The organism is Pseudomonas sp. NPDC087615 (assembly GCF_044743445.1).
In the GTDB taxonomy this organism is placed as follows: domain Bacteria; phylum Pseudomonadota; class Gammaproteobacteria; order Pseudomonadales; family Pseudomonadaceae; genus Aquipseudomonas; species Aquipseudomonas baetica_A.
The window spans coordinates 37,669-63,832 of record NZ_JBIUWM010000036.1 but is presented as its reverse complement, the minus strand read 5'-3'; the positions used below and the strand labels follow the sequence as shown (position 1 = coordinate 63,832).

Below are 26,164 nucleotides of genomic sequence, written 5' to 3'. Positions count from 1 at the left end.
AGTTCTCTGGTGTTCTATCCCTCTACAACGGGAGTCACAATCCCGTGCTCTACCAACTGAGCTACGCCCACCATATCGCGTTACTTGTGCCAAAGCTGCCTAATGGCGCACCCGGCAGGACTCGAACCTGCGACCATCCGCTTAGAAGGCGGATGCTCTATCCAGCTGAGCTACGGGCGCCTTATTAATCTGTACTCTTAAAGGACTACAAACTAAGTGCTTTCCAGTGTCGCAGAACCTTGATTCCGCATCACCTTCTTAACCAGTGCTAGGCTGTGCCCGACAAGTGCGACGAATAGTATAGAGCGCTCCGGATGTCGTCAAATCCTTTTTAAAAAAAATTCATTTAATTAAAGGAGTTAGAGGAATTTGCTGACCAAGCGCCTTTGCCCTCAACGCTCGACATGCGAGAATGCGTTCTCTTTTTTTCCCCTCTCGATGGTTAATCACGCGCAATGACTGCACAACTAATCGACGGCAAATCGATCGCCGCCAGCCTGCGCCAGCAGATCGCCAAACGAGTTGCCGAGCGTCGCCAGCAAGGCCTGCGCACTCCCGGCCTCGCGGTGATCCTGGTCGGCAGCGATCCCGCCTCTCAGGTTTATGTCTCGCACAAGCGTAAAGACTGTGAAGAGGTCGGTTTCCTCTCTCAAGCCTACGACCTGCCCTCTGAAACCACGCAAGAAGCGTTGACCGATCTGATTGATCGCCTCAACGACGACCCGGCAATCGACGGCATTCTGTTGCAACTGCCGCTGCCCGAGCATCTGGATGCCTCCAAACTGCTGGAGCGCATTCGCCCGGACAAAGACGTCGACGGCTTCCATCCTTATAACGTAGGGCGTCTGGCCCAACGTATCCCTCTGCTGCGTCCGTGCACCCCTAAAGGCATCATTACTTTGCTGGAAAGCACAGGCGTTGATCTTTACGGACTGGACGCAGTTGTGGTCGGCGCCTCCAACATCGTCGGTCGCCCGATGGCGATGGAGCTGTTACTGGCCGGCTGTACCGTGACCGTGACCCATCGCTTCACCAAGGATCTGGCCGAGCACGTCGGCCGTGCTGATCTGGTCGTTGTGGCTGCCGGCAAGCCGGGCCTGGTCAAAGGCGAGTGGATCAAGGAAGGCGCGATCGTAATCGATGTCGGAATCAACCGTCAGGACGACGGCAAACTGGTCGGTGACGTTGTCTACGAAACCGCCCTGCCCCGCGCTGGCTGGATCACGCCGGTACCGGGCGGCGTCGGCCCGATGACCCGTGCCTGCCTGCTGGAAAACACCCTCTATGCAGCGGAAACCCTGCACGCCTGAGTGGTATTTTTCACGCGCTAGCAATACCCCCGAGAACCCCGCCGCGTGCGGGGTTTTTCGTGCCTGAGAAAAAACTGTAACCGTTCGCCGGAAACCCCTATTTCTACAGGCCTTTTCACAAGATTTTCAGGCCACTCAAACAACCATCGACAGTTATTCAGCCATACTCCTAAAATGCGACGCTTTTAAGAAATAACCCGTTACAAACTAACGGAATATCCAACCTTTATGAGTTCGCCCGCGTGAAAATTCGTCTTTCGATTCTGAGCCTGTTTTTTGCACTTACAGGCACATTCATCACGCCATCGATCAATGCCGCGCAAACCATCGCTGCCCCCCGTGACGCTTCGCAATTGAAGATCGCCTCTGGTAGCGCCCTGCTCATGGATATGCAGACCCAAAAAGTCATTTATTCCAGCAACCCTGACGTGATTGTGCCGATCGCTTCCGTCAGCAAGCTGATGACTGGCCTGGTGGTGGTTGAAGCCCGACAGAACATGGACGAATGGATCAATGTCGATATCAGCAATACGCCGGAAATGAAGGGCGTGTTCTCCCGAGTCAAACTCAAGAGTGAACTGCCGCGCCGCGAGATGCTGTTGATTGCTCTGATGTCTTCGGAAAACCGCGCGGCCGCCAGCCTCGCGCATCACTACCCGGGCGGTTACGCAGCCTTTATCGCGGCGATGAACGCCAAGGCCAAGGCGCTGGGCATGACCAACACGCACTTCGTCGAGCCGACCGGTTTGTCTGAGCGCAACGTGTCGACTGCCCGTGACTTGAGCAAGTTGCTGGTAGCCGCCAGCAAGTACCCGATCCTCAGCGAACTCACCACCACCAAGGAAAAGACCGTCTCTTTCCGTAAACCCAATTACACACTGGGCTTTCGCAATACCGATCACTTGGTCAATAAGGCCGACTGGGACATCAAGATCACCAAAACCGGCTTCACCAATCCTGCCGGTCATTGCCTGGTACTGGTAACGAAAATGGGCAACCGCCCGGTCGCGCTGGTGATTCTCGACGCGTTTGGCAAATACACCCATTTTGCCGATGCCAGCCGCATCCGCAGCTGGGTGGAAACCGGCAGGAGCGCTAGCGTTCCAGCGGCGGCTCAACAGTACAAAGCCGACAAAAACCTCAAGGCGCGCCAGAGTGGCGTGGTCGAAGCCTCCAAGTAATTCGCGCCATAAGGAAAAGCCTCGAAATTTCGGGGCTTTTTCTCATCTGCACATCAGTCGTTAGGCAGCGGCATCTCGTCGTCATCAGGAATCCCGTCACCGGCACTCGGATCCCGCGTAGGCTGCGGCGTAACTACATTGGGTCGCGCCAACGGATCACGCAGCGGGCTCTCAGGATCCAGCACCGGGTCCACTTCCTGTTCAGGCGTGGTCGGCACACTGTCGGGCTTTTGGTCATCGAAGCTTGAATCGGTACTCATACGCACCTCGCATCAAGGTTTGAGATCGGCTAACGGATCGTAGGGCTTGGCCGGTTTGATGTCGTCTTCGCCAGGCTTCACATCTTTGGGCGCCTTTGCGGGGCCAATGGGGTCGACTTGCGGATCTTCGAGATCCGGCGAGTCGGGATCGAACCCCAGATCGTTACCTGAAGAATGCTCAGAAGAATGCGGGCCTTTCGGGGATGGGGAATCTGTCATGTTGCCTCCTGATTCACCCGTAAAACCGGGCTATAACCCTAAGAGGCTGGCCGGGCGCAGTCGTGCCCGGCAGATGACGAATGGAGCTCAGTGCGCCGCCAATGCCTTGCGCGCCTGCGCGGCTTCCGGCTCCTGACCGGCCTGTGACAACTCATCGGCGGCCTTGAGCCAGCGCTGACGATCAACCGCCACCGGAATCTGCGAAGGCTTTTGAATCAAGATTGCCCAGCCACCGGACTTTTCGAATGCCGATTCAAAAGCGCTGAAGCTCATGATTTCGCGACGGTTCATGCCCGCGCGCAGCAGCACTTTCTGTTTATTGCGGTCGTAGCCGGAAAGAATGGCATAGCGCGGTTGCGCCCAAAACGCTGAACCTTCGCTGAAGCGCACCATCACCGGATAGCCAGCAGCAACCTGCGTCAGCAGCGCTGGCAGATTGCGGTCCAGCGGATAGACGACCAAGCCATATTCCCGTGCAAGCTTCTGCATGTTCTGCTGCAATTTATCTTCGGCGCCCGGCAGGTGCAGCGGTTTTGCCAACAACCCCGGGGTGATCACGATGCCTTGCTGCGACAACAGGCTGGCCAACACTTGCGGCCCTGACTGATTGGCGTCGCCGCGATAGAACGTACCACTGAGCTCAACCCGCTCGGGCAGACGCTTCACCTCTGGTGCCACACTACCTGCGCACCCGGCCAGTACGGCTGCGCAACCAGCCACCAGCAGCGCCGCGCGAATTCGAGAAAATACCTGCACCATCATCACTCTCTGTTCAAGACGCCGGTCATCGTGTTCCGGCAGTGCCTGCGATCATAGGGCCGCAAAAAGCTGCGGTATAGCCTTAAACCGCAGACTCAACGATTGCATAGAGCAAACTGATTGGTCGCCACCGACCTTTGGTCAATAGCTTGAAACACCCCATTGACTAGACTGTCACTGACATAGAGCGATTTGAGAGAAGTGTGTGCCCGAGCCTGGGCAAAGAGGAGGCACTCATGAGCCTGACCATGACTATCGTAATGTTGATTGCCGGCTGGCTGGCCGTTGCTACTGCCATGCTGTGGGGCGTGTTGCGTATTTCCCGACGCCACCATCATCACCCCGCCCAACCTGCACCGATCGAGAAACCGGGCAAGCACCGCGCGCACCCTGCGACTGCACACTGACTGTCGGTAAAACTGTGAACAAAAAAGCCGCCTGTACTCTGGGAGTTCAGGCGGCTTTTTTACGGCTTAACGATTACGCTTGCTCAGCCAGTTTCTTCTGCCTTGCTCGACGGGACATCATGTTCAGCACCTCAATCGCCGCCGAGAACGCCATGGCCGCATACACATAACCTTTCGGTACGTGGGCGCCGAAGCCTTCGGCGATCAGCGTCATGCCGATCATGATCAGGAAGCCCAGGGCCAGCATCACCACCGTTGGGTTGTCGTTGATGAACCTGGCCAGCGGCTCAGCCGCAAACAGCATCACCAGCACCGAGGCCACTACCGCGATGATCATGATTGGCAAGTGTTCGGTCATGCCGACTGCCGTAATGATGCTGTCGATCGAGAACACCATGTCGAGCATCAGAATCTGCCCGATTGCCGCTGCAAAGCCCAGGGTCACCGTCGAGGTGGCCGATTTCGGGTCTTCCGGCGCCGGGTCCATGCTGTGGTGAATCTCGGTCGTGGCCTTCCAGACCAGGAACAGACCACCGGCGATCAGGATCATGTCCTTCCAGGAGAACGCCTGGCCGAGGATTTCGATCACAGGTTCGGTCAACTGCACGATGAAGGCGATGGTGCTCAACAGCGCCAGACGCAGAATCAACGCCATGCCGATACCGATGCGGCGCGCCTTCTGGCGGTGCTGCTCGGGCAACTTGTTGGTCAGAATCGAGATAAAGATCAGGTTATCGATGCCGAGCACGATCTCCATGACCACCAGTGTGGCTAAAGCAACCCAGGCAGCGGGGCTGGCGGCGAGTTCTAACAGATATTCCATGGGTCAGTCCTGACTCGTTGTAAGACGGTTTAGATAGTCTTTGAGGAAGATTCAGATGTTTGCGTATCTTTTTCCGGTGCTTCTTTTTTCTCGATCAACCCGCCCGTGGCTTCGCTGAGCGCTTGTTCGGCGGCTTTGTGGGTATCGTCGATCGCCTGCTTGGCGCTTTCGGCGGCTTTACCCATTAACTGTTGGGCGCTTTTCTCGGCCTGATCGCAACCAGCCAGCACCAGTAAAGACGTAAACATCAGCACAGGAAATGCGTATTTCATGAGGTTTCCTCCCAATCAACAGACAGGGCCACAGACCGGCCCTCAATGGCTGGGCATTCTAGGGAGGGAGACACTTCAGGAAAATTCGTATTTTTAGCGGCTATACTTCGATTTTCACGAACTGTAGACCCTCATGCTCAACTACCGACAACTGCATTACTTCTGGGTCGTGGCCAAGACCGGCAGCATTGTGCGTGCCTGCGAGCAACTGAACCTGACCCCACAGACCATCAGCGGGCAGATCTCCCTGCTCGAACAAACCTACGGCGTCGATTTGTTCAAGCGCGCGGGGCGGCAACTTGAACTCACCGAAGCCGGGCGCCAAGCCCTGCCCTACGCCGAGCAGATGTTTCAGCTCGGCGGCGAACTGGAGTTGATGCTGCGCGCGCAACCCAACGAGCAGCAGATTCTGTTCCGCGTCGGCGTGGCCGACGTGGTACCCAAATCCATCGTCTATCGTCTGATCGCGCCAACCATGGAGTTGAGCGAGCCGCTACGCATCACCTGCCGCGAGGACAAACTCGAACGCTTGCTGGCAGATCTGGCCATCCAGCGTCTGGATTTGGTGATCTCCGACAGCCCGATGCCATCACATCTCGATATCAAGGGCTATAGCCAGAAACTCGGCGAATGCGGGATCAGTTTCTTCGCCACCGCCGAACTGGTGGCACGCTATGGGCAGAATTTCCCGCGCAGCCTGCATGGCGCACCGCTGCTGATTCCCGGCGCAGAAACCGTGGTGCGCAGCCGTTTGCAGCGCTGGTTTGCCGAGCAGCAGATCCAGCCGAAAATCGTCGGCGAGTTCGATGACAGTGCCTTGATGCAGGCATTCGGCCAATCCGGCAGCGGGATTTTTATCGGCCCGAGCGTGATTGCCGAAGAAGTGAAGCGCCAGTACGGCGTTGAATTAATGGGTCAGACTGACGCAGTGACCGAGTCGTTCTATGCCATTTCAGTGGAGCGCAAGGTCAAGCACCCCGGCATCGTTGCGATTACCGAAGGTGCCCGACGCGAGCTGTTTACCGCGTTATGAGAGTTCAGCGCAGACTTCGCGCGGCTTGAGCGTCATCAACACCATGGCGAGCAATACCGACAGCAGAATGAACCCGGCAGCGGCGAAGCCGAGGAAGCCCAGCCCCGCGCTGTCGATCACCCGTCCACCGATCATGGCGCCAAGGCCGATGCCAAGGTTAGCCCCGGCAATATTCAGCGAAGCGGCAAAGGCTGGTGCTTGTGGTGCGGCTTTCATCAGGCGCACATGGCTGACCAGGAACAACGCCGCTTGGGTCACGCCCCAAATCCCCATCGCCACTGCCAACCCAAGCGGCGAATGAATGTTTGGCACCAGCGACACCATGCCGGCAATCATGAACGCACAGAACAACACCGACGCCCCCAGCGGATGCCGATCCACCGCACGTCCGCCCAGCGAGTTGCCGATCAGCCCGACCGCGCCGAAGCCCATCAGGCACCAGCCGACCACCGTGCCGTTGAAACCGGCGAGGCGCTCAAGGATGTCTGCCAGATAGGTGTAAGCGGTAAACATGCCGCTAAACACCAGAATCGACAGCACAATATGGCCGATCATCAAAGGGCTGCGCAGGATTTTGAACTGCGAGCGGAAGCTGACCTGATGCTGGTGCAGACTGGTTTTCGGCAGATATACAAACAGCAGCAACGCCTTGGCAAACGCGATCACCGCGAGAATACCGAAGGCACTGCGCCAGCCGAAAGCATCGGAAATCAATGTACCGACAGGAATGCCAAACACCGTGGCGCAGACAATGCCGAAGCCGATCTTGGCGATGGCGCGCCCGGCGTAGTCCGGACCGACGATGTCCACTGCGGTTTCACTGGCCAAAGCCCAGAACACCGGCAAACCCAGCGCGGGGATCAGCCGCGCAACCGCCATTACCCAAATATTCGGCGCCAATGCAGCAACGGTATTGGCCAGGCCAAACATGATCAGGATGGTGATGAACAGCTTGCGTCGCTCGAAGCGGGCGAAATACGCGGTCAAGAATGGGCCGAACATTGCCACGGTAAAAGCGAATAGCGTCACCAGCAGACCGGCCTGCGGGATGGTGACCGCGAGGTCTCGGGCAATCGCCGGCAACAGGCCAACGATGACGAACTCGGTGGTCAGCACCGTGAAGCCAGCGGCGGACAACAGAAGGATGGGCAACAGCATGGGAAACTCCAACGAAACGACGACACCAGCGATGACCAAAAGGCCCGCTGGCAGAACTTGAAAAAGAGGAAGGAGAATCTTAACAGAGTGTTTCCAGACTGACTTGCACAAACCTGTCGATCTTGCCGGCGAATCGGGTGGCAGATCGTCACATGCCTGAAGGATAAGGCCTACGCTGTGGTAAAGTCCGCGCCCTGCAAAACGTACACCCTGTTCAGCGGCCGGTTTAATGGCGTTGAAATTGCGTCAACACTTTCGGTTCGTGGCGCTGGCCTGCCCTGTTTCGCCAGCGCATTTACGCAACCCTGCACCCTATAAAAAATCAGAGATGCCGCTATGAATGCTTCATCCCCTTCTTTCTTGCAACGCTTAAGCAAACTGAGCCTGGTCACACAAATTGTCATCGGCCTGATCGCGGGTATCGCCTTGGCGCTGGTCGCGCCCGAGGCCGCGAAATCCACGGCGTTCATCGGCAAGGTCTTTGTTTCGGCGCTGAAGGCCGTGGCACCGATTCTGGTGTTCGTGCTGGTGATGGCCTCGATTGCCAACCACAAGCACGGTCAGGAAACCCACATCCGTCCGATACTGTTCATGTACCTGCTGGGTACGTTCAGTGCGGCAGCGGTCGCCGTGGTTGCCAGCATGATGTTCCCATCGAACCTGGTGCTGTCCACGGACAACGTCGCAGTGACCGCACCGGGCGGCATCACCGAAGTGTTGCAAAGCCTGTTGCTGAGTGCGGTCGATAACCCGATTCATGCACTGATGAACGCTAACTTTATCGGCATTCTGGCCTGGGCCATCGGTATGGGCGTTGCCATTCGCCATGCCGGCGAGACCACCCGCCAAGTGCTGGGCGATCTGTCCAACGGTGTGACCGTGATCGTGCGCGTGGTGATTCGCTTCGCCCCGCTGGGCATTTTTGGCCTGGTCGCGTCGACACTCGCCACGTCAGGTTTTGATGCACTGATCGGTTATGCGCATCTGCTGGCGGTATTGCTCGGCTGCATGCTGTTCGTGGCGCTGGTGATGAACCCGCTGATCGTGTTCTGGAAGTTGCGCCGCAACCCTTATCCGTTGACCCTCAAGTGCCTGCGCGAAAGCGGTATCACGGCGTTCTTCACCCGCAGCTCAGCGGCGAACATTCCGGTCAACCTGGAATTGAGCAAGCGTCTGGGTCTGCATGAAGACACTTACTCGGTGTCGATCCCGCTGGGGGCCACCATCAACATGGCGGGGGCGGCGACCACTATTACCGTGCTGGCGCTTGCTGCCGTGCACACGCTGGGTATCGCGGTGGACATTCCAACCGCCATTTTGCTCAGTTTGGTCGCGGCGGTCTGCGCGTGCGGCGCGTCGGGCGTTGCCGGTGGTTCGCTGCTGCTCATTCCGTTGGCGTGCAGCCTGTTCGGCATCCCGAGCGAGATCGCCATGCAAGTGGTTGCGGTGGGCTTCATCATTGGGGTATTGCAGGATTCGGCCGAGACCGCGTTGAACTCCTCCACCGACGTGCTGTTTACCGCTGCGGCCTGCTTGGGCGAAGAAGAGAAAGCCCAACGCACCGCATAACCCCTCTCACAAAGGGAAATGAAAAAGCCCGCCAAGGCGTAAACCTTGGCGGGCTTTTTGCTGCCGGGTGGTTTAGAACGCGCCCATGTAATCGCGTTTACCCACTTCAACACCGTTGTGACGCAGCAAGGCGTAGGTGGTGGTGACATGGAAGAAGAACTGCGGCAGACCGTAGGTCAGCAGATAAGCCTGGCCGCTGAAGCGCTTCTCTTTCGGTGTGCCCGGACGGGTGACGATTTCGATGCCTTCCTGGCCATTGATCTGCTCAGGCTTGATCTCGCCGATAAAGGCCAGAACCTTGGCGATCAAGGCTTGCAGCTCAGCGAAGGTGGTTTCGCTGTCGTCGTATTTCGGAATCTCGACTTCGGCCAGACGCGACGAAACGCCTTTGGCGAAATCAACCGCGATCTGCACCTGACGCACCAGCGGGAACATGTCCGGGTACAGACGAGCCTGCAGGAAGGCGTTCGGGTCGATGTTTTTCTCGGTGGCGTGGGCTTCAGCCTTTTTCAGGACATCGCTCAGGGCGTTGAGCATTTGTTGAAAAACCGGGACGGATGCGGCGTACAGGGAAATGGTCATGGCAATCTCATGTGGTGGCTGGGTGGAACGTGGAGGCGATTATAGCCATGCTTGATGACCACACGGCTTGCCTTTTGTTTGGCAAGGATTAGGCTAGGCGCCTTCGACTGCAGAGGGAACGCGCGATGTCCACAGAACCAGAATCCAGCTTCGACGAACCACGGCTCAACGCCACGGAAATCCGCATCCTGGGATCACTGATCGAAAAACAGGCCACCAGCCCGGAAACCTATCCGCTGACTCTCAACGCGCTGGTGACCGCGTGTAATCAGAAAACCAGTCGCGAACCGGTGATGAACCTGACTCAGGGCCAGGTGGGCCAGAGCCTGCGTGCACTGGAAGGTCGCGGCTTCGCCAAATTGGTCATGGGCAGCCGCGCCGACCGCTGGGAGCACAAGGTCGACAAAGCGCTGGAGTTGGTGCCGGCGCAGGTGGCGCTGACCGGGCTGATGTTTCTGCGCGGTCCGCAAACCGTTAACGAACTGCTGACACGCAGTGGGCGCATGCATGATTTCGAAGATGCCGAGCAAGTGGTGCATCAGCTTGAGCGCTTGATCGCTCGCGGGCTGGCGGTGTTGATTGCGCGCCAGGCTGGGCAGCGCGAAGACCGCTATAGCCATGCGCTGGGCGATCCGGCGGATATCGAGGCGATTCTGGCGGCGCGGCAAAATCCCGGGGAGCGCGTCAGCGGCGGGGTTTCGATCGAACGGATCGAAGAGCTTGAGGCGCGGATTGCGGCACTGGAAGAGCGCCTGGCCCGCCTCGAATAAACACCATCCCCCTTTGGGAGCGGGCTTGCTCGTGAAGAAGCCCGCTAAACCAACACAGACTTAAGGATCAGCTACGGGCAAATGCCACCGCCGCCTGAAACTGCTCTTCGGTCGGCCGCACCCCGGTGTACAACACAAACTGCTCCAGCGCCTGGATCGCTATCACTTCCAGCCCGGTAATGACCCGCTTCCCTTGCGCGCGGCCACACATGATCAGCGGCGTTTCCGAAGGAATGGCCACCACATCAAACACCGTGTCGGCCGCCTTGATCACCTCAGGTTCAAACGCCAGTTGCCCCGCCTCAGGGCCGCCATCCATGCCGACCGGCGTCACATTGATCAGCATCTGCGCACGTTCATCCCCCAGTTCAGCCTGCCAGCGATAACCCAGCGAGTCTGCCAGCGCACGTGCGGCGCGTTCATTGCGCGCCACGATCAAGCCGTTTTTATAACCGCCGTCGCGCAAGGCACTGGCCACTGCCTTGGCCATACCGCCGCTGCCGCGCAGAGCGAAAGTCGAATCCTTGGGCACCGCGTGGGTTTCCAGCAACTGCGCGATGGCGATGTAATCGGTGTTGTAGGCCTTGAGATGGCCATTAGTGTTGACGACAGTATTGATCGACTGAATCGCCGCCGCCGAGGCATCCAGTTCATCGACCAACTCGATGCAGGCTTCCTTGAACGGCATCGATACGCCACAGCCACGAATGCCCAAGGCGCGAATCCCGCCGACAGCGCCGATCAGGTCCTGGCTGCTGAACGCCTTGTAGTAGAAGTTCAGGCCCAGTTGCTCATACAAATGATTATGAAACCGCAGACCGAAATTGCCTGGGCGTCCGGACAGGGACATGCACAGCTGGGTGTCTTTGTTCGGGTTCATCTGCATGAAACTTCTCCTTCAAACGCACTTTCGGATGGACGGGATTAGCCATTCCATCGGGTTCTGAATGATCATATCGCTTGCCTGCACCGGGCTTGCGCGAGCCGGTAACGAAACCGCTACAGACCTTACACAAAATTTACCCAGCGGCTGTGCTGATTTTAAAAATTTCGCTGTCTTAGAAGTATCCCCGCGACATCCATGGACCTATTGCAGGCCAGGGAGCCGGGTTGAAGAACCGAGGAATTATCATGATTCGTAAACTCTCCATTATGGCCTTGCTGATCGGCGCACTCGCTGTAACAGGCCAGGCAGAAGCCGGTCGTGGCCATGGCTGGCAAGGCCCGGCGGTGTTTGGCGCGATCGTCGGCTCGGCCATCATCGGCTCGGCACTGATCAACCAGGATCGACCGGTGTACGTGCAGCAACAGCCGGTTTACGTTCAGCCCCAACCGGTTTATGTGCAGCAACCGCCACCACCGGTCTACTACCAGCCAGCGCCGGTTTATGTGCAGCAACCGGTTTACGTCCAGCCGGCCCCCGTCTACTACGGCCCGCCTCGCGGCTACTACGGTCACCCACATGGCTACTACGGCGGCCCACGCTGGTAATCGATAGACAGAGCCCTGCTTTATAGCGGGGCTTTTTTATGACCGTCGGTCGGCCAGCGTCTGAAAAAATCTCGCCAAGGTCGCTGTGAGGACAGTTTCAAGAGCTAAAGTCGGCATGATTGGCTTGACCGTAATGGACCCCTCCATAAAACGGTCATCTTTTTGTCATGACGGAACCGCAATCTGAATCCGTCCGTAAACAACAGGTTGATAACAACAAGGACGATTGTATGCCTACACAAAACCCGCACCGCGTCGTCGGCCTGTGCACCTCAAGCAAGGTGTACAGCGCGCTGACCGAACTCAAGCACCTGGAAGGCCACCGCTGCGCCAAGTTTCTTTCGCTGCTGGCCGAGAACCTTGTGCACAAGGGGCTGCTCAATGAGCGCGAAGTGGTGCACATGCTCGACCAGGTTGTCGACTGAAGCAGCCCTCACTGTTATCAATGACCGCTATCAAAAGCGTTGATTGTCCCTGAGAACCACGAATGCCTAAGGTGGCCCCATCGTTTGATGGAGGTTTCAGTCATGGCTCAGGTTCAAATCATGTCGGTCATTGGCAGCGCCGTTCCCGCTCCACTCAGAGAGCTGGGTTTGCTCGCCTGTTGGTATCTGGTGCGCGACGGCGAGCCGATCAGCGGTCCGCTGACATCGTTGCCAGCGGCGCAGGCCTTGTCGCAACAGATCGTCCGCAACCCGTTTCAAGCCTAAGGTAGCTGCACCTTGGGCTTGGTCTCGACGAACAGCGCCCAACTGGACATGAACAGCGCCGCAATCAACGGCCCGATCACAAACCCGTTCAGACCGAAGACTGCCAGACCGCCCAGCGTCGAAATCAGGATCAAGTAGTCGGGCATGCGAGTGTCCTTGCCCACCAGAACCGGCCGCAGCACGTTGTCGACCAGACCGATCACAAACACCCCGAACAACCCCAGCACGACGCCCTGCCAGATCATCCCGCTGAGCAAGAAATAAACCGCCACCGGCGCCCAGACAATCCCCGCTCCCACCGCCGGCAACAGCGATAGAAACGCCATCAACACCGCCCACAGCAACGCGCTGGGTATGTCGAGAAACCAGAAAATCGCTCCGCCCAACGCGCCTTGCGTGATCGCGACGACCAGATTGCCCTTTACCGTGGCCCGCACGACCCGGTTGAACTTCAGTTGCAAACGACGCTTTTGATGCTCTTCCAGCGGAATCGCAATGCGTACCTTGCGCACCAGCTCCGCGCCGTCGCGCAGAAAGAAAAACAGCAAGTACAGCATGACGAAGAAACTCACCACGAACTCGAACGTACCCTGGCCAAAACTGAATGCCTGGGTCGCCAGTACCTGACTGCCTTGCATCGCCGCTTTGACGATTTTTTCGCGCAGGGCATTGAGTTCACCCATGCCAAAGCGGTCCAGCAGATGCTGGAAGTATTGCGGCAGGCTGTGCTTGAACTGCGCCAGATAGGCCGCAATGTCCAGCTCGCCACTTTCGATATTCTTGTAGAGCGTCGCCCCTTCCTGCACCAGCAACACGCTGAGGATGATCACCGGCAAAATCGCGATCACCAGGCAGATGCTCAACGTACACAGCGAGGTGACATTGCGCTGCCAGCCGAATTTCCCCTGCAACTTGCGCTGCATCGGCGCAAACAGAATGCCCAGGATCACCGCCCAGAACACCGCGCCATAAAACGGCAGCAGAATCCAGATAAAGGCCACCGTGACCAGTACCAGCAGCACCGTCAGGGATTTGAATTGAAGACTTTTTACGTTCATGTCCGGTCCATGTCAGTCAGGCGTCATGTACGCCCAAAACCTTAGTCAGCCGGGGCGTGCGCGAGTGCCATCTTTATTCATGGGGCGTCGCTGCGGCGCCTGCGCAGCGCAGCCTCACTGACCCAAACGTAGATACAGATCAATAAACCCCGATTTCATCCGCATTACCCTGCCGCGCTTTTGCGACCGATGCCGCCATGACCCTCACGCCAGACCTCACCGCCCCGGAACTGCTCGCTCCCGCCGGCACCCTGAAAAACATGCGTTACGCCTTCGCCTACGGCGCCGATGCGGTGTATGCGGGCCAACCGCGCTACAGCCTGCGCGTGCGCAACAACGAGTTCGACCATGCCAATCTGGCGCTGGGCATTCGTGAGGCTCAGGCACAGGGCAAACGCTTCTACGTGGTGGTCAACATCGCGCCGCACAACGCCAAGCTGAAGACCTTTCTCAAGGACCTGGCGCCGGTGATTGAAATGGCACCGGACGCGCTGATCATGTCCGACCCCGGGCTGATCATGCTGGTGCGTCGGCATTTCCCGCAGATGCCGATTCACTTGTCGGTACAGGCCAACACCGTGAACTGGGCGAGCGTTGAGTTCTGGCAACAGCAAGGGCTGAGCCGGATCATCCTCTCGCGGGAATTGTCGCTGGAGGAAATTGGCGAGATTCGCGAGCAAGTGCCCGGCATGGAGCTGGAAGTATTCGTTCACGGCGCGCTGTGCATGGCTTATTCCGGCCGTTGCCTGCTGTCGGGTTACATGAACAAACGCGACGCCAATCAGGGCACTTGCACCAACGCTTGCCGCTGGAAATATTCGGCGCAGGAGGCTACCCAGAATCAGCTCGGCGAGATCGTGCAGACCTTCCAGCCCGAACCGACGCTGGGCATTGGCACCCCGACCGATCAAGTGTTCCTGTTGCAGGAAGCCAACCGTCCGGATGAGTTGATGCCCGCCTTCGAAGACGAGCACGGCACTTACATCATGAACGCCAAGGACCTGCGCGCGGTGCAACATGTCGAGCGTCTGGTGCGCATGGGCGTGCATTCATTGAAGATCGAAGGCCGAACCAAATCGCACTTCTATTGCGCCCGCACCACCCAGGTATATCGCCGAGCAATTGATGATGCGGTGGCCGGGCGTGAGTTCGATCGCAGCCTGATGACCGATCTGGAGTCACTGGCCCAGCGCGGCTACACCGAAGGTTTCCTGCGCCGGCATGTGCATGACGAATACCAGAATTATCAGAACGGCAGTTCGGTGTCGCAGCGTCAGCAGTTTGTTGGGGAATTGACCGGCGAGCGGCGTGATCGTCTGGCGCAGGTCAAGGTGAAGAACCGTTTCGCCCTGGGTGATCATCTGGAACTGATGACGCCCAAGGGCAATTTTCATTTTGATCTGCATGAACTGCAGAACCTCAAAGGGCAGGCGATCGAGGTCGCACCGGGGGATGGGCACACGGTCTATGTGCCGATTCCGGATACGGTGGACTTGCACTTTGGGTTGTTGATGCGCGATGTGAATTGAGGCTGAGGCCGCCTTCGCGAGCAAGCCCGCCTCCACACTGCCTCTCTGCCTTGCAACCCCCCCTGTGGGGGCGGGTTTGCTCGCGAAGAGGTCCGCTGCCTGCGCCAATCAACCCTGCGCGCAAAACCGATCCCGGCTATTGGTCAGGTGCAGCCACATCGCTGCACGCGCGGCGTCTGCATCCTGACGCTTGATCGCGTTCACAATCGCCTCGTGTTCCAGATTCGCCAACTGCCCGAGCTTGCTCAGATCCGCCGCCCCGCGCTCGGCCGCATTCAGCCGATGACGCGGAATCATCGCGCTGCCCAAGTGCTGCATGATCTCACTGAAACAGACATTGCCAGTGGCCTCGGCGATCAGCAGGTGAAAGCGCCGGTCGGCCTCGACACAACTGTCGTTATTGGCGAGTTGGCGCTGATAGTCATCCAGCGCTTGCCGCATCTGCAGCAACTGCTGCTCGGTACGCCGTTGCGCCGCCAATGCCGCTGCCTGCGTTTCCAGCCCCATGCGCAACTCGAGCATGCTGCGCACGCCGAGCGCCGTGTCGACATTGAGTCGCAATCCCTGCTCCGGCGCACGCTCGATCACGAACGTACCAATGCCGTGGCGCGTTTCGACCCATCCCGACGCCTGCAATTTGGAAATCGCCTCGCGCACCACCGTGCGACTCACACCATGTTCCTGAACGATGGCGTTCTCCGATGGCAGCTTGTCGCCGGGCGACATCTGTCCGAGCAGGATGCTCTGGGTGAGCTTCTCCACCAGATCATGGGCCAGGTTGTGCGCACGCTTGCGGGCAGGGGCGTCGAGGTCTTCTTGCATGGTTGGTTCCAGTGAGCGGACTGGCGAATCGTAGCACCGCACAGGCGTATGACGGGATTGATTCTAGCGCTGAAAAACCCACCTACTTGTATGACAACACTCAATATCTATTAATAATCTGCCGGGTTTGCTATCGACTTCACGCAATTTTGATCGCGTCCTCATGAAATCGCCACTGCCAAAAAAGTAACAAAAACAGGGTTAAAACCCAGAAAAGCATAAAAACCCTGTCATCCAGAGCAATAAAATCATCCCTGCCCACTTGTAGGACAAAAAATCGTAGTTGTATGATGTCTATCAACATCGCCGTATCCAGCCCTACCCCGCATAAAAATAATCAGTGGGAGCAAACCAAGTGAAAACCTCCGTCTCGGGGATGAACGAAAGCGTCAACTCAACGCTTTCGTCCGCCATCTCGAAAGTCAAACGCCACGTACTGCCGCTCTTCGTGATCATGTTCATCGTCAATTACATTGACCGGGTGAACATCGGATTTGTCCGCACCCACATGGAACACGACCTGGGCATTGGTGCCGCCGCTTACGGCTTCGGCGCCGGCCTGTTCTTCATCGGCTATGCGCTGTTCGAAGTCCCCTCCAACATGCTGCTGCAGAAAGTCGGCGCGCGAATCTGGTTGACCCGGATCATGCTCACCTGGGGCCTGGTCGCCGCCAGCATGGCATTCATCCAGACCGAAACTCATTTCTACATTTTGCGTTTTTTGCTTGGCGTAGCAGAGGCCGGGTTCTTTCCCGGGGTGATCTACTACTTCACCCGTTGGCTACCGGGTGTCGAACGCGGCAAAGCGATTGCGATCTTCCTCAGCGGTTCGGCGATCGCCTCGCTGATCTCCGGCCCGCTGTCCGGTCTGCTCCTGCAAATCAACGGGCTGGGCATGCACGGCTGGCAATGGATGTACTTCATTGAAGGGATGTTCTCGGTGTGCCTGTGCGTGTTCGTCTGGTTCTGGCTCGACGCCAAGCCCCATGACGCCAAATGGCTGACCCGCGCCGAGCAGGACGCATTGGTCACCGCCATCGACGATGAACAGAAGGCCCGCGAAGCGGCCACACCCCTGCGTCCATCAATGGGCAAACTGCTCAAGGACCGGCAGATCATTCTGTTCTGCCTGATCTACTTCTTCATTCAGCTGACGATCTACGCCGCGACCTTCTGGTTGCCGAGCATCATCAAGAAAATGGGCGAGATGAGCGACCTCCAGGTCGGGCTGTTCAACTCGATTCCGTGGCTACTGTCGATTGTCGGCATGTATGCCTTCGCGTCCCTCTGCGCCAAGTGGAAGCACCAGCAGGCATGGGTCGCCACGGCACTGTTGATCGCTGCGGCGGGGATGTTCATGTCCACCACCGGCGGGCCGATCTTTGCCTTCGTCGCGATCTGTTTTGCAGCGCTGGGTTTCAAATCCGCCTCGTCGCTGTTCTGGCCGATTCCCCAGGCCTATCTGGATGCGCGGATCGCCGCGGCGGTGATTGCGCTGATCAACTCAGTGGGCAACCTCGGCGGCTTCGTAGCGCCGACCACGTTCGGCCTGCTGGAACAACACACCGGCTCGATTCAGGGCGGCCTCTATGGGTTGGCCGCGACCTCGATCATCGCCGCGATCATCGTGTTCTTCGCCCGCACCTCAGCGAAACCCGCCAATGCTGCCGCCGTGGTCGATGCCACGCCGAAGCACGCCTGACTCTCTGTTTTCAAGGATAAAACAATGAACGTAAACGACACCGCCAAAGCCCCGATCATCACTGATATGCAAGTCATCCCGGTGGCCGGCCACGACGGTATGCTGCTCAATCTGAGCGGCGCCCATGGGCCGTTTTTCACCCGCAACATCGTCATTCTCAAAGACAACGCCGGCCACACCGGCGCGGGCGAAGTACCCGGTGGCGAACGTATTCGCCAGACACTGGAAGACGCACGCAGCCTGGTGATCGGCAGCCCCATCGGCACGTATCAGAAGATCCTCAATCAGGTGCGCCAGGCCTTTGCCGACCGCGATGCCGGCGGCCGAGGCCTGCAAACTTTCGACCTGCGCATCACCATCCACGCAGTCACCGGCCTGGAAGCCGCCCTGCTCGACCTGCTCGGCCAACACCTCGACGTACCGGTCGCAGCGCTGCTCGGCGAAGGCCAGCAACGTGAAGAAGTGAAGATGCTCGGCTACCTATTTTACGTCGGCGATCAGCGCGAAACCGACCTCGCCTATCGCAGCGAACCGGACGCCGATAACGACTGGTTCCGTGTGCGTCACGAGAAGGCCATGACTGCTGAATCGGTGGTGCGTCTGGCCGAAGCTGCCCATGCCAGATACGGCTTCAAGGACTTCAAACTCAAGGGCGGCGTACTCAGCGGTGAGGCAGAAATCGAAGCGGTGACGGCACTGGCCGAGCGCTTCCCCGAGGCCCGAATAACCCTTGACCCGAACGGCGCGTGGTCGCTCAAGGAGGCGATCCGTTTGTGCCGCGATCAGCATCACGTTCTGGCGTATGCCGAAGACCCGTGCGGGGCGGAAAATGGCTATTCGGGCCGTGAAGTGATGGCCGAGTTTCGCCGCGCCACCGGGCTGAAAACCGCCACCAACATGATCGCCACCGACTGGCGCGAGATGGGCCACGCGATCCAGTTGCAATCCGTTGACATCCCGTTGGCTGACCCGCATTTCTGGACCATGCAGGGTTCGGTGCGCGTGGCGCAGATGTGCCATGAGTGGGGCCTGACCTGGGGCTCGCACTCCAACAATCACTTTGATATCTCGCTGGCCATGTTTACCCATGTGGCGGCGGCAGCACCGGGTGAAATCACCGCCATCGACACCCACTGGATCTGGCAGGACGGCCAGCGCCTGACCAAGGCACCGCTACAGATTGTCGACGGCTGCGTGCAGGTGCCGAAGAAACCCGGGCTGGGTGTGGAACTGGACATGGATCAAGTGGCCAAGGCTCACGAACGCTATAAAGGCATGGGCCTGGGTGCGCGGGATGACAGCGTGGCCATGCAGCTCCTGATTCCGGGATGGACATTCGATAACAAACGGCCGTGCATGGTGCGCTGATTTTCAAGTCCGCCACACGCCAAAGGTGGGAGCGAGCAAGCTCGCGCCCACAAGGGTTCAGGGCTGACCTGAGATTTGTAGCAACCAGTCCCTGAACGCCAGCATCGCCGCGGTCTCTGGTCGCGATTGCAATCGCGTCAGCCAATAACTCCCCGTGGTGATCTCGATCGTAAACGGCTGACAAATCGCCTCTGCCGCCAATTGCCGGGCGAACATCAGGGGCGGCGCCAACGCCACCCCACAGCCCTGCAACGCCGCTTCCATCATCGCCAGGGACGAATCGAACACAATGCTCTGCGGCGGCGCCGCCTGAGTCGCCAGACCCGCCGTTTGAAACCATTCCGACCATTCATCCGTTCGGTAGGAACGCAGTAACGTCTGCTGCAATAGATCCCCCGGCGCATGCAACTGTCGGGCGATTTCCGGCACACACAACACCGACAGCGGCGCATCGAGCAAGCGGGTCGCCTCAATACCGTGCCACGCCCCGGCGCCAAAGCGGACTGCGTAATCCAGCCCTTCGGCAGCGACGTCCACGCGATTGTTGTTCGTCGACAGCCGTAAATCTATGAGCGGATGTTTCGCCCGAAAGTCCGCCAGCCTCGGCAACAGCCAGCCCACAGCGAACGTCCCCACCGCGCCGACGGTCAACACTTCGCGATACTGCCCCCCGGCGAGGCGTTCGAGAATCTGCGCGATGTGATCGAATGAGGTGCTAAGCACCGGCAACAGGGTTTCGCCTTCACTGGTCAGCATCAGCCCACGGGGCAAGCGTTTGAACAGGGTTACGTTGAGTTGCGCTTCGAGGCTTTTGACCTGATGGCTGACGGCCGCTTGGGTCACGCACAGTTCCACAGCCGCGCGGGTGAAGCTCAAATGACGTGCTGAAGCCTCGAAAGCGCGCAGCGCGTTGAGCGGCAATTGTGGTCGAATCATGCCTTGTCCCAAATTTTTCTAATGGCTCATGCGAAATTTCGTCGTTTGTCGATTGCCCTCGGTGTGCCTAAATTGGCGGCGCTGATCAGTAGCCCGACGGGGAAATCACCCGCAGTGTAGCGGGATACAACAATCAACACTCACGGAGAGTGGATCATTTATGCGTTCAATCAACCCGACAAAACTCTTTTCCTACAGTACTTTCGGCCTTTTCTTTGGCGCCACGGCCTGCCTGGCCGCGCCGCAAACCGACGAACAACTGCAAGCACTGGTCAAAGGTGCCGTCACGCCCGTCATGCAGCAGCAGAACATCCCCGGTCTGGCCGTTGCCCTCACCATCAACGGCAAACAACATTACTTTAACTACGGCGTCGCCGCCAAAGACACCGGGCAGAAGGTCAGTGAAAACACCCTGTTCGAAGTCGGATCGGTGAGCAAAACCTTGACTGCGACACTCGCCGGTTACGCGCAGGCCACAGGCAAACTGGATCTGTCGACCAAGGCCAGCAAGCTTTGGCCGGAGTTGAAAGGCAGCGCTTTCGACAACATCAGTGTGTTGCAACTGGGCACTTACAGCGCTGGCGGGTTGCCGCTGCAATTCCCCGCAGCGGCGGATTCGGCTGACAAGATGCTGGGCTATTACCAACAGTGGAAACCGGTTTATCCGGCAGGCAGCCATCGCCTGTATTCCAATCCGAGCCTTGGGTTGTTCGGTTATCTGACGGCGAAAAGTCTGGGCCAGCCGTTTGATCAAGCCATGAGTGAAACCCTGCTACCGCAACTGGGCCTCAAGCACACCTACATCAAAGTGCCGGCATCCGAAGCCAAGCTCTACGCTCAGGGTTACGACAAGAAAGACCAACCGGTTCGGGTCAGTCCGGGCGCACTGGATTCCGTAGCCTACGGCATCAAAACCAGTGCAGCAGATCTGCTGCGTTACGTCGAGGCCAACCTGAAACCGGCCAGCCTTGAAGCGCCGCTGCAAAAAGCCATCGCCGCGACCCACACCGGTTACTACACCGTCGGCGACATGACCCAAGGCCTGGGCTGGGAACGTTATGCCTACCCGATCAGCCTGGCTCAATTGCAGAACGGCAACTCGACGCCGATGGCGATGGAGGCGCACAAGGCCAAGTGGCTGACCCCGCCACAACCTGAACCGGCCAATGTGCTTTACAACAAAACCGGCGCAACCGGTGGCTTCGGCGCGTACGTGGCGTTTGTGCCGTCGAAGGAGCTCGGCATCGTGATTCTGGCGAACAAGAATTACCCGAATGCGGAACGGGTGAAGATTGCGCATGAGATTTTCAGTGCGCTGACTGAATGATGCAAAACCTGTGGCGAGGGGATAAATCCCCTCGCCACAACGTTTTGTGTAAAAGGCATGCAATAAAAAATGGGCGACCTGCTGAGGTCGCCCGTTTTTTTGATTCAGGCCATGCCATCAATCATCCGGCATTTGCGGCGGCTTACTCGGTTTGACTGGCTTGCTTGGCTTGGCACCTTTCGCACCTTTGGCCGGTTCAGGCTCGCTGGCGGCCGGCGCTTGGGCGGCTGCAGCGGCCGCTTCCTTCTCGGCCATTGGCATGGCGTCGATAGTCTCGAAGATCTTCTTCAGGTCCACCGATTTCGCCTCATCCCCCGACGCCGAAAGCTTGGTTTCGCCGTCCTTGCCCACCAGGAACACTTTCGGATAGGCTCCGGCACCCAGCTTCAGCGAGCGCAGCAGCGCCATGGTGTCTTGCTGGCCCATGTCCTTGCCGTCAAGTTGGCCTGACATGTTGAGGATGGTGTAAACCTTGATGTTGCGGTCGGCGACGCCTTTTTTGTTGGCGGGGTCCTCCAGCGACTTTTTCAGGCTCACCCACACCGGGTCGACGGTGCTTTTTGCGATCACGATCAGCGGTCGGGCGCGGCCCATGTCTGCGGCAATCGGCGAATCGTTGTCAGCGGCGAACAAGGGGCCGGCAATCGCCAGCAAGAGTGTCAGGGTCAGTGACCTGATGAGCATGCGCATCTCCTTTTGATATCCACGCTCTACTGATTGCGCATCGTGGCGATTGTTCCGGGTGTGTCTGGCAAATATGTTTCGCCTTGTCAGAAGCTTAGGTCAGGACCGGCATTGCGCAACCGAACCCGTGCAATCGTAACGACGATTTGATTACCGTGCATGCGCGCTTTAGGGTAGCTGTTCTGCCCACGAAACGGAGTTCAACGCATGCACATCGAATACCTGTGCGATCGCCCCGAATTTATTGAAGAACTGGCCGAACTCAACTTCAACGAGTGGGGTGAATTCCGCCCCGGCGATACGCTCGAGGCCCGCACAAAACGCATGCGCAAAGCCAGCGGCAAAGGCGCGATTCCCAGCGTGGTGGTGGCGATTGAAGACGACAGGCTGCTCGGTGGCGCGCTGCTTATCGACAGCGACATGAAAACCCGTCCGAAGCTGACGCCCTGGCTGGCCGGGGTTTATGTGAAGGCAGAGGAACGTGGACGCGGGGTTGCTTCGCAACTGGTCAATCAGATTGTTGAAGAGGCGAAGACGTTAGGCGTGCAGACGCTGTATCTGTACACCGACGCGGCGCAATCGCTCTATGCGCGGCTGGGTTGGGAGGTGGTCGAGGATCTGGTCTACGAAGACTTGCCGGTGACGATCATGAAGTACACCTTCGCCGACTGAGACAATCCCTGTGGCGTGGGTGCTTGTCTCAGCCCAGCGCCAAATCGAGTGCCGCTAGTAATTGTGACGGTTCAATGCAGTGCTCGCCGAGTCTGAGTACCCCGCCGTCGAGATCAACGCTCAGCATTACCGATGCGCGATCTCCAGGATATTTGCGCAGGAGCAAGTCGATGCCACTGGCTGTCTCGTCCGCCGTGCCGATCAAATCCCATAAGCTGTCGCCCAGATCCAGCAACACCTGCTGACGCTGCTGATCAACCACAAGCGGCGCATACAGCCAATGGCTCATGCGCATTTCGCGGGGTTCGACAGTGATGGCGATGCGGCCATCGCAATGCAGGCTGGTTTCGCTCATATCAAGGATCAAAAAGCCAGTTTGTAACCGATCAGCAACAGCATCGTCGCCAGGCACGGGCGCAAGACTTCATCGGAGATGCGTCCGGTCAGGTGGCTGCCCAGCCAGATGCCCGGCAGCGAACCCACCAGCAAAAAGCCCAGTACGCCCCAATCCATGTTGCCCATGCTCGCGTGGCCAAGGCCTGCGACGAGGGTCAGCGGCACGGCGTGGGCGATTTCAGTGCCGACCAGACGGCGGGTCGGCAGCAGTGGGTAGAGGATAAACAGCGCAACAGTGCCCAAGGCGCCGGCGCCGATCGAAGTCAGGGCGACCATGGTGCCGAGGATCAGACCGGTGATCACGGTCATCACATTCAGCCGCGAACCGCTCGGGTTGTAGTTGCCGCCGGCACGTTTATGGGCGAAATCCAGCAAGCGCTTCTTGAAAAAGATCGCCAGTGCCGTGGCGAACAGCACAAAGCCCAGGGCTTGTTTGATGATGGCGTTCATCGCATCCGGCGCGGTGTGCAGGGTGCTGAGGAACCACAAGGTCATCACCACCGCTGGCACGCTGCCGAGGGTCAGCCAACCGGTGATGGCCCAGTCGATGTTCTTGTTCTTTTTGTGAACGAGGACGCCGCTGGATTTGGTGATGGCCGCGTACAGCAGGTCGGTGCCCACCGCCGTCGCCGGGTTGATGCCGAACCACAGCAGAATCGGGGTCATCAAGGAACCGCCGCCGACACCGGTCATGCCGACGATAAAACCCACCACCAACCCGGCAATCACCAGGCCGAAATTTGCCAATTCCATGAAGACGTCCAGAAAAACGACAGGAAAAATATGGCCGCAGCATAGCGATTTTTCTTATAACCACCTATATCGATGCGGTCTATCGTTATGCCTTTCAGCTACACCGCCTATCCCCTGTGGGGCTTGCTCGCGAAGAGGGCCTGTCAGTCAACTCATGGAGTGACTGACCCAGCGCTGTCGCGAGCAAGCACGCTCCCACAGGAGATCGGGGGTGATTAGAAGATCAATGCACCCGCCGCCCCGGTTTGAAACTGTGATGACTGTTGATCCACACCGTGGCCAATGCGATCAGCGAAAGGATCAGCAATGCCCACGGGAACGACATCGCCCCCGCCCGATCCAGCAGCAATCCGCCAAACAATCCGCCACCGGCAATCGCTATGTTCCATGAGGTGGTGAGCATCGCTTGCACCACGTCAACATGATCGCCGGCCGAATCCGCCGCTGCCGTCAGCAACAAAGTCGCCGAGCCACCAAACGACAGCCCCCACACGGCCATGCAGGCGTAAATCAGCCATTGCGACGGGGAGACGATGGCCAACACCAGCGCCGTCATGGCAAACACTGCGAGGCTGATGAGCGTCAGCCAGCGCAGCCAGCGGTCCACCAGCATGCCGATGATCCAGATCCCCACCAGCGAACACAGGCCGAACACCAGCAGCACCAGATCAACCCGCTCGGCCAGGCCGGCCTGCATCAGAAACGGCGAGATGTAGGTGTAGAGAATGTTGTGTCCGAGCATCCACGTCAGCACCACGAACAGCACAGGACGAACGCCCGGCAGACGCAGGGATTCGAGCAATGGCAGGCGTTCTTCGCTGTTCTGCCCCGGACGATCCGGCACCGCGATGACGATCCACGCCGCCAGCACCAGTGCCAGCGCCGACATGATCCCGAACGAAGCACGCCAGCCGATCAGATTACCCAGCCAGGTACCCGCCGGCGTGCCCAGCGACAAGGCCACCGGCGTACCGAGCATGGCAATCGCCAGCGCCCGCCCCTGTTGATGCACCGGCACGATCCCGCGCGCGTAACCGGCCATGATCCCCCACGACAGCCCCGCCGCCATCCCGGCGAGAAAGCGCGAAATCAGGGTCAGGCCGTAATGGCTGGAGAACGTGGTGACGGTGTTGAACACCAAAAACCCACCCACCGTCATCAACAGCACCCGCCGCCGTGGCCAGCCACGCGTGGCGACGGTCAGCGGAATCGCCGCGACAATCGAGCCCAGCGCATACAGCGTCACCAGTTGCCCGGCGAGCACTTCACTGACGTTCAGCCCAGCGCCGATTTGCGGCAATAACCCAGCCGGCAGGGTTTCGGTGAGGATGGCAATGAAGCCGGTCATGGCGAATGCCAGCAGCGCGGCATAAGGCAATTTGTCGGCACGGGCGGTGCGGTCGACGCAGGTGAAGTCGGCGCTTGCGGGGTCGGTCATGACAGGTGCAGCTCCTTTTGAGGCAAACATGGCGAAGGATTGTATACAAATAGCCCGACCTTCACGCTACCCGACGCGACTTATTGCACCGGCAAAAAATTCAGGAACAGCAGACTCTGGGCGTAGTTCAGGCCGATGCGCCGATAGCGCTCGTCAAGCATCTGTGTAAGCAGATCGAGGCGCGCCACGATTTTGCCGAACTCGGTGGCGAAGCTCAGGTTGCTGCCCTCCTCCGAAATTTCGTTGGAGAACAGCAGTGGCTGGCCTTCCTTGTTCTGGCGCTGGGACAGAATCCATGTGGCTTTTTCGATGTTGCGCGCCGCGTTGTGTACGAAGGTCGGGTTGATCGCATCGGTCATGTAGAACTCGACCCGATTGTTGTGCGCGGTGACCAGCATGCTGCCAATGGCATAGATGAACGCGCCAACCCGATCACCGAGAAACTCAGGGCTCATCGCATAACTGAGCGCTGCCAGATCTTTTCGGCCACCCAGCACCGGCAACGGTTGTTGCTGCTCGATGGCCAGGCGCACCTGTTTCACGGCGGTGTTGATGTTGAGGAAACCCGATTTGCGCAGCTCGTCCGGGTTGCGCAGGTACAGCTTGCCCATCAAGCGATAAAGGCTGTTGAGGTTGTCGCGCATCGCCAAAGTGGCCATGCGGTCGACGCTGGTCTGCAGAAACTCCTGCGGTTGACCGTTGCGAATCTGAGCGATGAAACCATTGCCCTCCTGATGCGTACAACCGCTGATCCACAGCGACAACAAGCAGGTCAGCAACAGGCACGGGCGACGAAAAAAATGGGCGATAGGGTGAAAAGCTCTCGGCATGAGTTCTCGAACAGGCACATTCCTGTGCGGCGGGAGTCACCGCATCCTGGCCATGGATAGAGCCGCTGATTGCGAAAAAGTGCAATACCGGCAGCGTTTCCTGAC

General features: G+C 58.5%; 30 protein-coding genes and 1 tRNA gene. 14 read left to right on the top strand and 17 right to left on the bottom strand.

Annotation, left to right across the window (positions count from 1 at the left end; genetic code table 11):
- Positions 1-103: 103 nt before the first annotated feature.
- A tRNA-Arg gene (locus ACIOU6_RS18340) sits at positions 104-180 on the bottom strand.
- 275 nt (positions 181-455) lie between these two features.
- Between ACIOU6_RS18340 and folD the strand changes: the two genes are divergently transcribed.
- Both folD and pbpG read left to right on the top strand, forming a co-directional pair.
- A complete protein-coding gene (folD, locus tag ACIOU6_RS18335; RefSeq protein WP_221730453.1) occupies positions 456-1,310 on the top strand; it encodes a bifunctional methylenetetrahydrofolate dehydrogenase/methenyltetrahydrofolate cyclohydrolase FolD in 855 nt (284 codons plus the stop codon).
- Between the two features lie 242 nt (positions 1,311-1,552).
- Positions 1,553-2,491, top strand: coding sequence for a D-alanyl-D-alanine endopeptidase (pbpG, locus tag ACIOU6_RS18330; RefSeq protein WP_221730454.1), 939 nt, complete (start codon positions 1,553-1,555; stop codon positions 2,489-2,491).
- A gap of 53 nt (positions 2,492-2,544) precedes the next feature.
- On the opposite strand, the gene ACIOU6_RS18325 is transcribed toward pbpG, so the two are convergent.
- From ACIOU6_RS18325 to ACIOU6_RS18315, 3 genes are all read right to left on the bottom strand, one after another.
- A complete protein-coding gene (locus ACIOU6_RS18325; protein WP_401138549.1) occupies positions 2,545-2,751 on the bottom strand; it encodes a hypothetical protein in 207 nt (68 codons plus the stop codon).
- Positions 2,752-2,763: 12 nt separating this feature from the next.
- On the bottom strand, positions 2,764-2,970 hold the full coding sequence (locus ACIOU6_RS18320) for a DUF6021 family protein (RefSeq protein ID WP_401138547.1): 207 nt from the start codon (positions 2,968-2,970) through the stop codon (positions 2,764-2,766).
- 87 nt (positions 2,971-3,057) lie between these two features.
- On the bottom strand, positions 3,058-3,729 hold the full coding sequence (locus ACIOU6_RS18315) for a peptidase C39 family protein (RefSeq protein ID WP_221730496.1): 672 nt from the start codon (positions 3,727-3,729) through the stop codon (positions 3,058-3,060).
- A 248-nt stretch (positions 3,730-3,977) separates the two neighbouring features.
- Between ACIOU6_RS18315 and ACIOU6_RS18310 the strand changes: the two genes are divergently transcribed.
- Entirely contained in the window at positions 3,978-4,136 is a 159-nt protein-coding gene (locus tag ACIOU6_RS18310) for a hypothetical protein (RefSeq protein WP_221730497.1), read from the top strand.
- A 73-nt stretch (positions 4,137-4,209) separates the two neighbouring features.
- On the opposite strand, the gene ACIOU6_RS18305 is transcribed toward ACIOU6_RS18310, so the two are convergent.
- On the bottom strand, positions 4,210-4,959 hold the full coding sequence (locus ACIOU6_RS18305; protein WP_221730457.1) for a TerC family protein: 750 nt from the start codon (positions 4,957-4,959) through the stop codon (positions 4,210-4,212).
- 29 nt (positions 4,960-4,988) lie between these two features.
- Complete coding sequence (locus ACIOU6_RS18300) at positions 4,989-5,231, bottom strand: hypothetical protein (RefSeq protein WP_221730458.1); 243 nt, start codon at positions 5,229-5,231, stop codon at positions 4,989-4,991.
- 133 nt (positions 5,232-5,364) lie between these two features.
- On the opposite strand from ACIOU6_RS18300, the gene nhaR reads away from it, so the two are divergent.
- The gene (gene nhaR, locus ACIOU6_RS18295) at positions 5,365-6,264 is read left to right on the top strand and encodes a transcriptional activator NhaR (RefSeq protein WP_401138545.1); all 900 of its coding nucleotides are present in this window, start codon (positions 5,365-5,367) and stop codon (positions 6,262-6,264) included.
- Here the strand turns inward: nhaR and ACIOU6_RS18290 are convergent.
- Complete coding sequence (locus tag ACIOU6_RS18290; RefSeq protein ID WP_339431957.1) at positions 6,259-7,422, bottom strand: MFS transporter; 1,164 nt, start codon at positions 7,420-7,422, stop codon at positions 6,259-6,261. The genes nhaR and ACIOU6_RS18290 overlap by 6 nt on opposite strands.
- A gap of 336 nt (positions 7,423-7,758) precedes the next feature.
- On the opposite strand from ACIOU6_RS18290, the gene sstT reads away from it, so the two are divergent.
- Positions 7,759-8,991, top strand: a complete 1,233-nt coding sequence (sstT, locus tag ACIOU6_RS18285) for a serine/threonine transporter SstT (RefSeq protein WP_221730461.1) — start codon at positions 7,759-7,761, stop codon at positions 8,989-8,991.
- 72 nt (positions 8,992-9,063) lie between these two features.
- On the opposite strand, the gene ACIOU6_RS18280 is transcribed toward sstT, so the two are convergent.
- On the bottom strand, positions 9,064-9,573 hold the full coding sequence (locus tag ACIOU6_RS18280) for a DUF1993 family protein (RefSeq protein ID WP_221730462.1): 510 nt from the start codon (positions 9,571-9,573) through the stop codon (positions 9,064-9,066).
- A 125-nt stretch (positions 9,574-9,698) separates the two neighbouring features.
- Between ACIOU6_RS18280 and ACIOU6_RS18275 the strand changes: the two genes are divergently transcribed.
- Positions 9,699-10,343 carry a YceH family protein gene (locus ACIOU6_RS18275; RefSeq protein ID WP_401138541.1) on the top strand — a complete coding sequence of 215 codons (645 nt, stop codon included), beginning with the start codon at positions 9,699-9,701 and terminating at the stop codon, positions 10,341-10,343.
- Between the two features lie 67 nt (positions 10,344-10,410).
- Here ACIOU6_RS18275 and ACIOU6_RS18270 read toward each other — a convergent pair whose 3' ends face one another.
- Positions 10,411-11,229 carry a shikimate 5-dehydrogenase gene (locus ACIOU6_RS18270; protein ID WP_401138538.1) on the bottom strand — a complete coding sequence of 273 codons (819 nt, stop codon included), beginning with the start codon at positions 11,227-11,229 and terminating at the stop codon, positions 10,411-10,413.
- A 245-nt stretch (positions 11,230-11,474) separates the two neighbouring features.
- Here ACIOU6_RS18270 and ACIOU6_RS18265 point away from each other — a divergent pair, with 245 nt between their 5' ends.
- The 3 genes from ACIOU6_RS18265 to ACIOU6_RS18255 all read left to right on the top strand — a co-directional run bounded on the left by ACIOU6_RS18265 (position 11,475) and on the right by ACIOU6_RS18255 (position 12,544).
- Positions 11,475-11,834 carry a hypothetical protein gene (locus ACIOU6_RS18265; RefSeq protein ID WP_221730465.1) on the top strand — a complete coding sequence of 120 codons (360 nt, stop codon included), beginning with the start codon at positions 11,475-11,477 and terminating at the stop codon, positions 11,832-11,834.
- 230 nt (positions 11,835-12,064) lie between these two features.
- Positions 12,065-12,259 carry a hypothetical protein gene (locus ACIOU6_RS18260; protein ID WP_221730466.1) on the top strand — a complete coding sequence of 65 codons (195 nt, stop codon included), beginning with the start codon at positions 12,065-12,067 and terminating at the stop codon, positions 12,257-12,259.
- A gap of 102 nt (positions 12,260-12,361) precedes the next feature.
- Complete coding sequence (locus tag ACIOU6_RS18255; protein ID WP_221730467.1) at positions 12,362-12,544, top strand: hypothetical protein; 183 nt, start codon at positions 12,362-12,364, stop codon at positions 12,542-12,544.
- On the opposite strand, the gene ACIOU6_RS18250 is transcribed toward ACIOU6_RS18255, so the two are convergent.
- Entirely contained in the window at positions 12,541-13,602 is a 1,062-nt protein-coding gene (locus tag ACIOU6_RS18250) for an AI-2E family transporter (RefSeq protein WP_339431951.1), read from the bottom strand. The two genes, ACIOU6_RS18255 and ACIOU6_RS18250, sit on opposite strands and share 4 nt — an antisense overlap.
- A gap of 197 nt (positions 13,603-13,799) precedes the next feature.
- Here ACIOU6_RS18250 and yegQ point away from each other — a divergent pair, with 197 nt between their 5' ends.
- Entirely contained in the window at positions 13,800-15,131 is a 1,332-nt protein-coding gene (yegQ, locus tag ACIOU6_RS18245) for a tRNA 5-hydroxyuridine modification protein YegQ (protein ID WP_401138533.1), read from the top strand.
- Positions 15,132-15,239: 108 nt separating this feature from the next.
- Here yegQ and ACIOU6_RS18240 read toward each other — a convergent pair whose 3' ends face one another.
- On the bottom strand, positions 15,240-15,953 hold the full coding sequence (locus ACIOU6_RS18240) for a FadR/GntR family transcriptional regulator (RefSeq protein WP_401138530.1): 714 nt from the start codon (positions 15,951-15,953) through the stop codon (positions 15,240-15,242).
- Between the two features lie 355 nt (positions 15,954-16,308).
- On the opposite strand from ACIOU6_RS18240, the gene ACIOU6_RS18235 reads away from it, so the two are divergent.
- Together ACIOU6_RS18235 and gudD are read left to right on the top strand one after the other, a co-directional pair.
- Positions 16,309-17,655 (top strand): MFS transporter, encoded by a 1,347-nt coding sequence (locus ACIOU6_RS18235; protein WP_221730471.1) that lies wholly within the window; start codon positions 16,309-16,311, stop codon positions 17,653-17,655.
- A 24-nt stretch (positions 17,656-17,679) separates the two neighbouring features.
- Entirely contained in the window at positions 17,680-19,023 is a 1,344-nt protein-coding gene (gene gudD / locus ACIOU6_RS18230; RefSeq protein WP_401138526.1) for a glucarate dehydratase, read from the top strand.
- Between the two features lie 57 nt (positions 19,024-19,080).
- Here gudD and ACIOU6_RS18225 read toward each other — a convergent pair whose 3' ends face one another.
- Positions 19,081-19,959, bottom strand: a complete 879-nt coding sequence (locus ACIOU6_RS18225; RefSeq protein WP_401138523.1) for a LysR substrate-binding domain-containing protein — start codon at positions 19,957-19,959, stop codon at positions 19,081-19,083.
- Positions 19,960-20,119: 160 nt separating this feature from the next.
- Between ACIOU6_RS18225 and ampC the strand changes: the two genes are divergently transcribed.
- Positions 20,120-21,286: a class C beta-lactamase gene (gene ampC, locus ACIOU6_RS18220; protein ID WP_401138520.1), complete on the top strand. Its 1,167-nt coding sequence runs from the start codon at positions 20,120-20,122 to the stop codon at positions 21,284-21,286.
- 117 nt (positions 21,287-21,403) lie between these two features.
- On the opposite strand, the gene ACIOU6_RS18215 is transcribed toward ampC, so the two are convergent.
- Positions 21,404-21,970 carry a DUF4174 domain-containing protein gene (locus ACIOU6_RS18215; RefSeq protein ID WP_221730475.1) on the bottom strand — a complete coding sequence of 189 codons (567 nt, stop codon included), beginning with the start codon at positions 21,968-21,970 and terminating at the stop codon, positions 21,404-21,406.
- A 207-nt stretch (positions 21,971-22,177) separates the two neighbouring features.
- Between ACIOU6_RS18215 and ACIOU6_RS18210 the strand changes: the two genes are divergently transcribed.
- The gene (locus ACIOU6_RS18210; RefSeq protein WP_401138515.1) at positions 22,178-22,642 is read left to right on the top strand and encodes a GNAT family N-acetyltransferase; all 465 of its coding nucleotides are present in this window, start codon (positions 22,178-22,180) and stop codon (positions 22,640-22,642) included.
- 28 nt (positions 22,643-22,670) lie between these two features.
- Here the strand turns inward: ACIOU6_RS18210 and ACIOU6_RS18205 are convergent, their stop codons facing one another.
- The 4 genes from ACIOU6_RS18205 to ACIOU6_RS18190 form a co-directional block, all read right to left on the bottom strand.
- Positions 22,671-22,997: a hypothetical protein gene (locus tag ACIOU6_RS18205; protein ID WP_401138512.1), complete on the bottom strand. Its 327-nt coding sequence runs from the start codon at positions 22,995-22,997 to the stop codon at positions 22,671-22,673.
- Positions 22,998-23,005: 8 nt separating this feature from the next.
- Positions 23,006-23,791, bottom strand: coding sequence for a sulfite exporter TauE/SafE family protein (locus tag ACIOU6_RS18200; protein ID WP_221730478.1), 786 nt, complete (start codon positions 23,789-23,791; stop codon positions 23,006-23,008).
- A 223-nt stretch (positions 23,792-24,014) separates the two neighbouring features.
- Positions 24,015-25,229, bottom strand: coding sequence for an MFS transporter (locus ACIOU6_RS18195; protein ID WP_401138509.1), 1,215 nt, complete (start codon positions 25,227-25,229; stop codon positions 24,015-24,017).
- Between the two features lie 80 nt (positions 25,230-25,309).
- Complete coding sequence (locus ACIOU6_RS18190; protein WP_401138506.1) at positions 25,310-26,059, bottom strand: hypothetical protein; 750 nt, start codon at positions 26,057-26,059, stop codon at positions 25,310-25,312.
- Between the last annotated feature and the right edge of the window lie 105 nt (positions 26,060-26,164).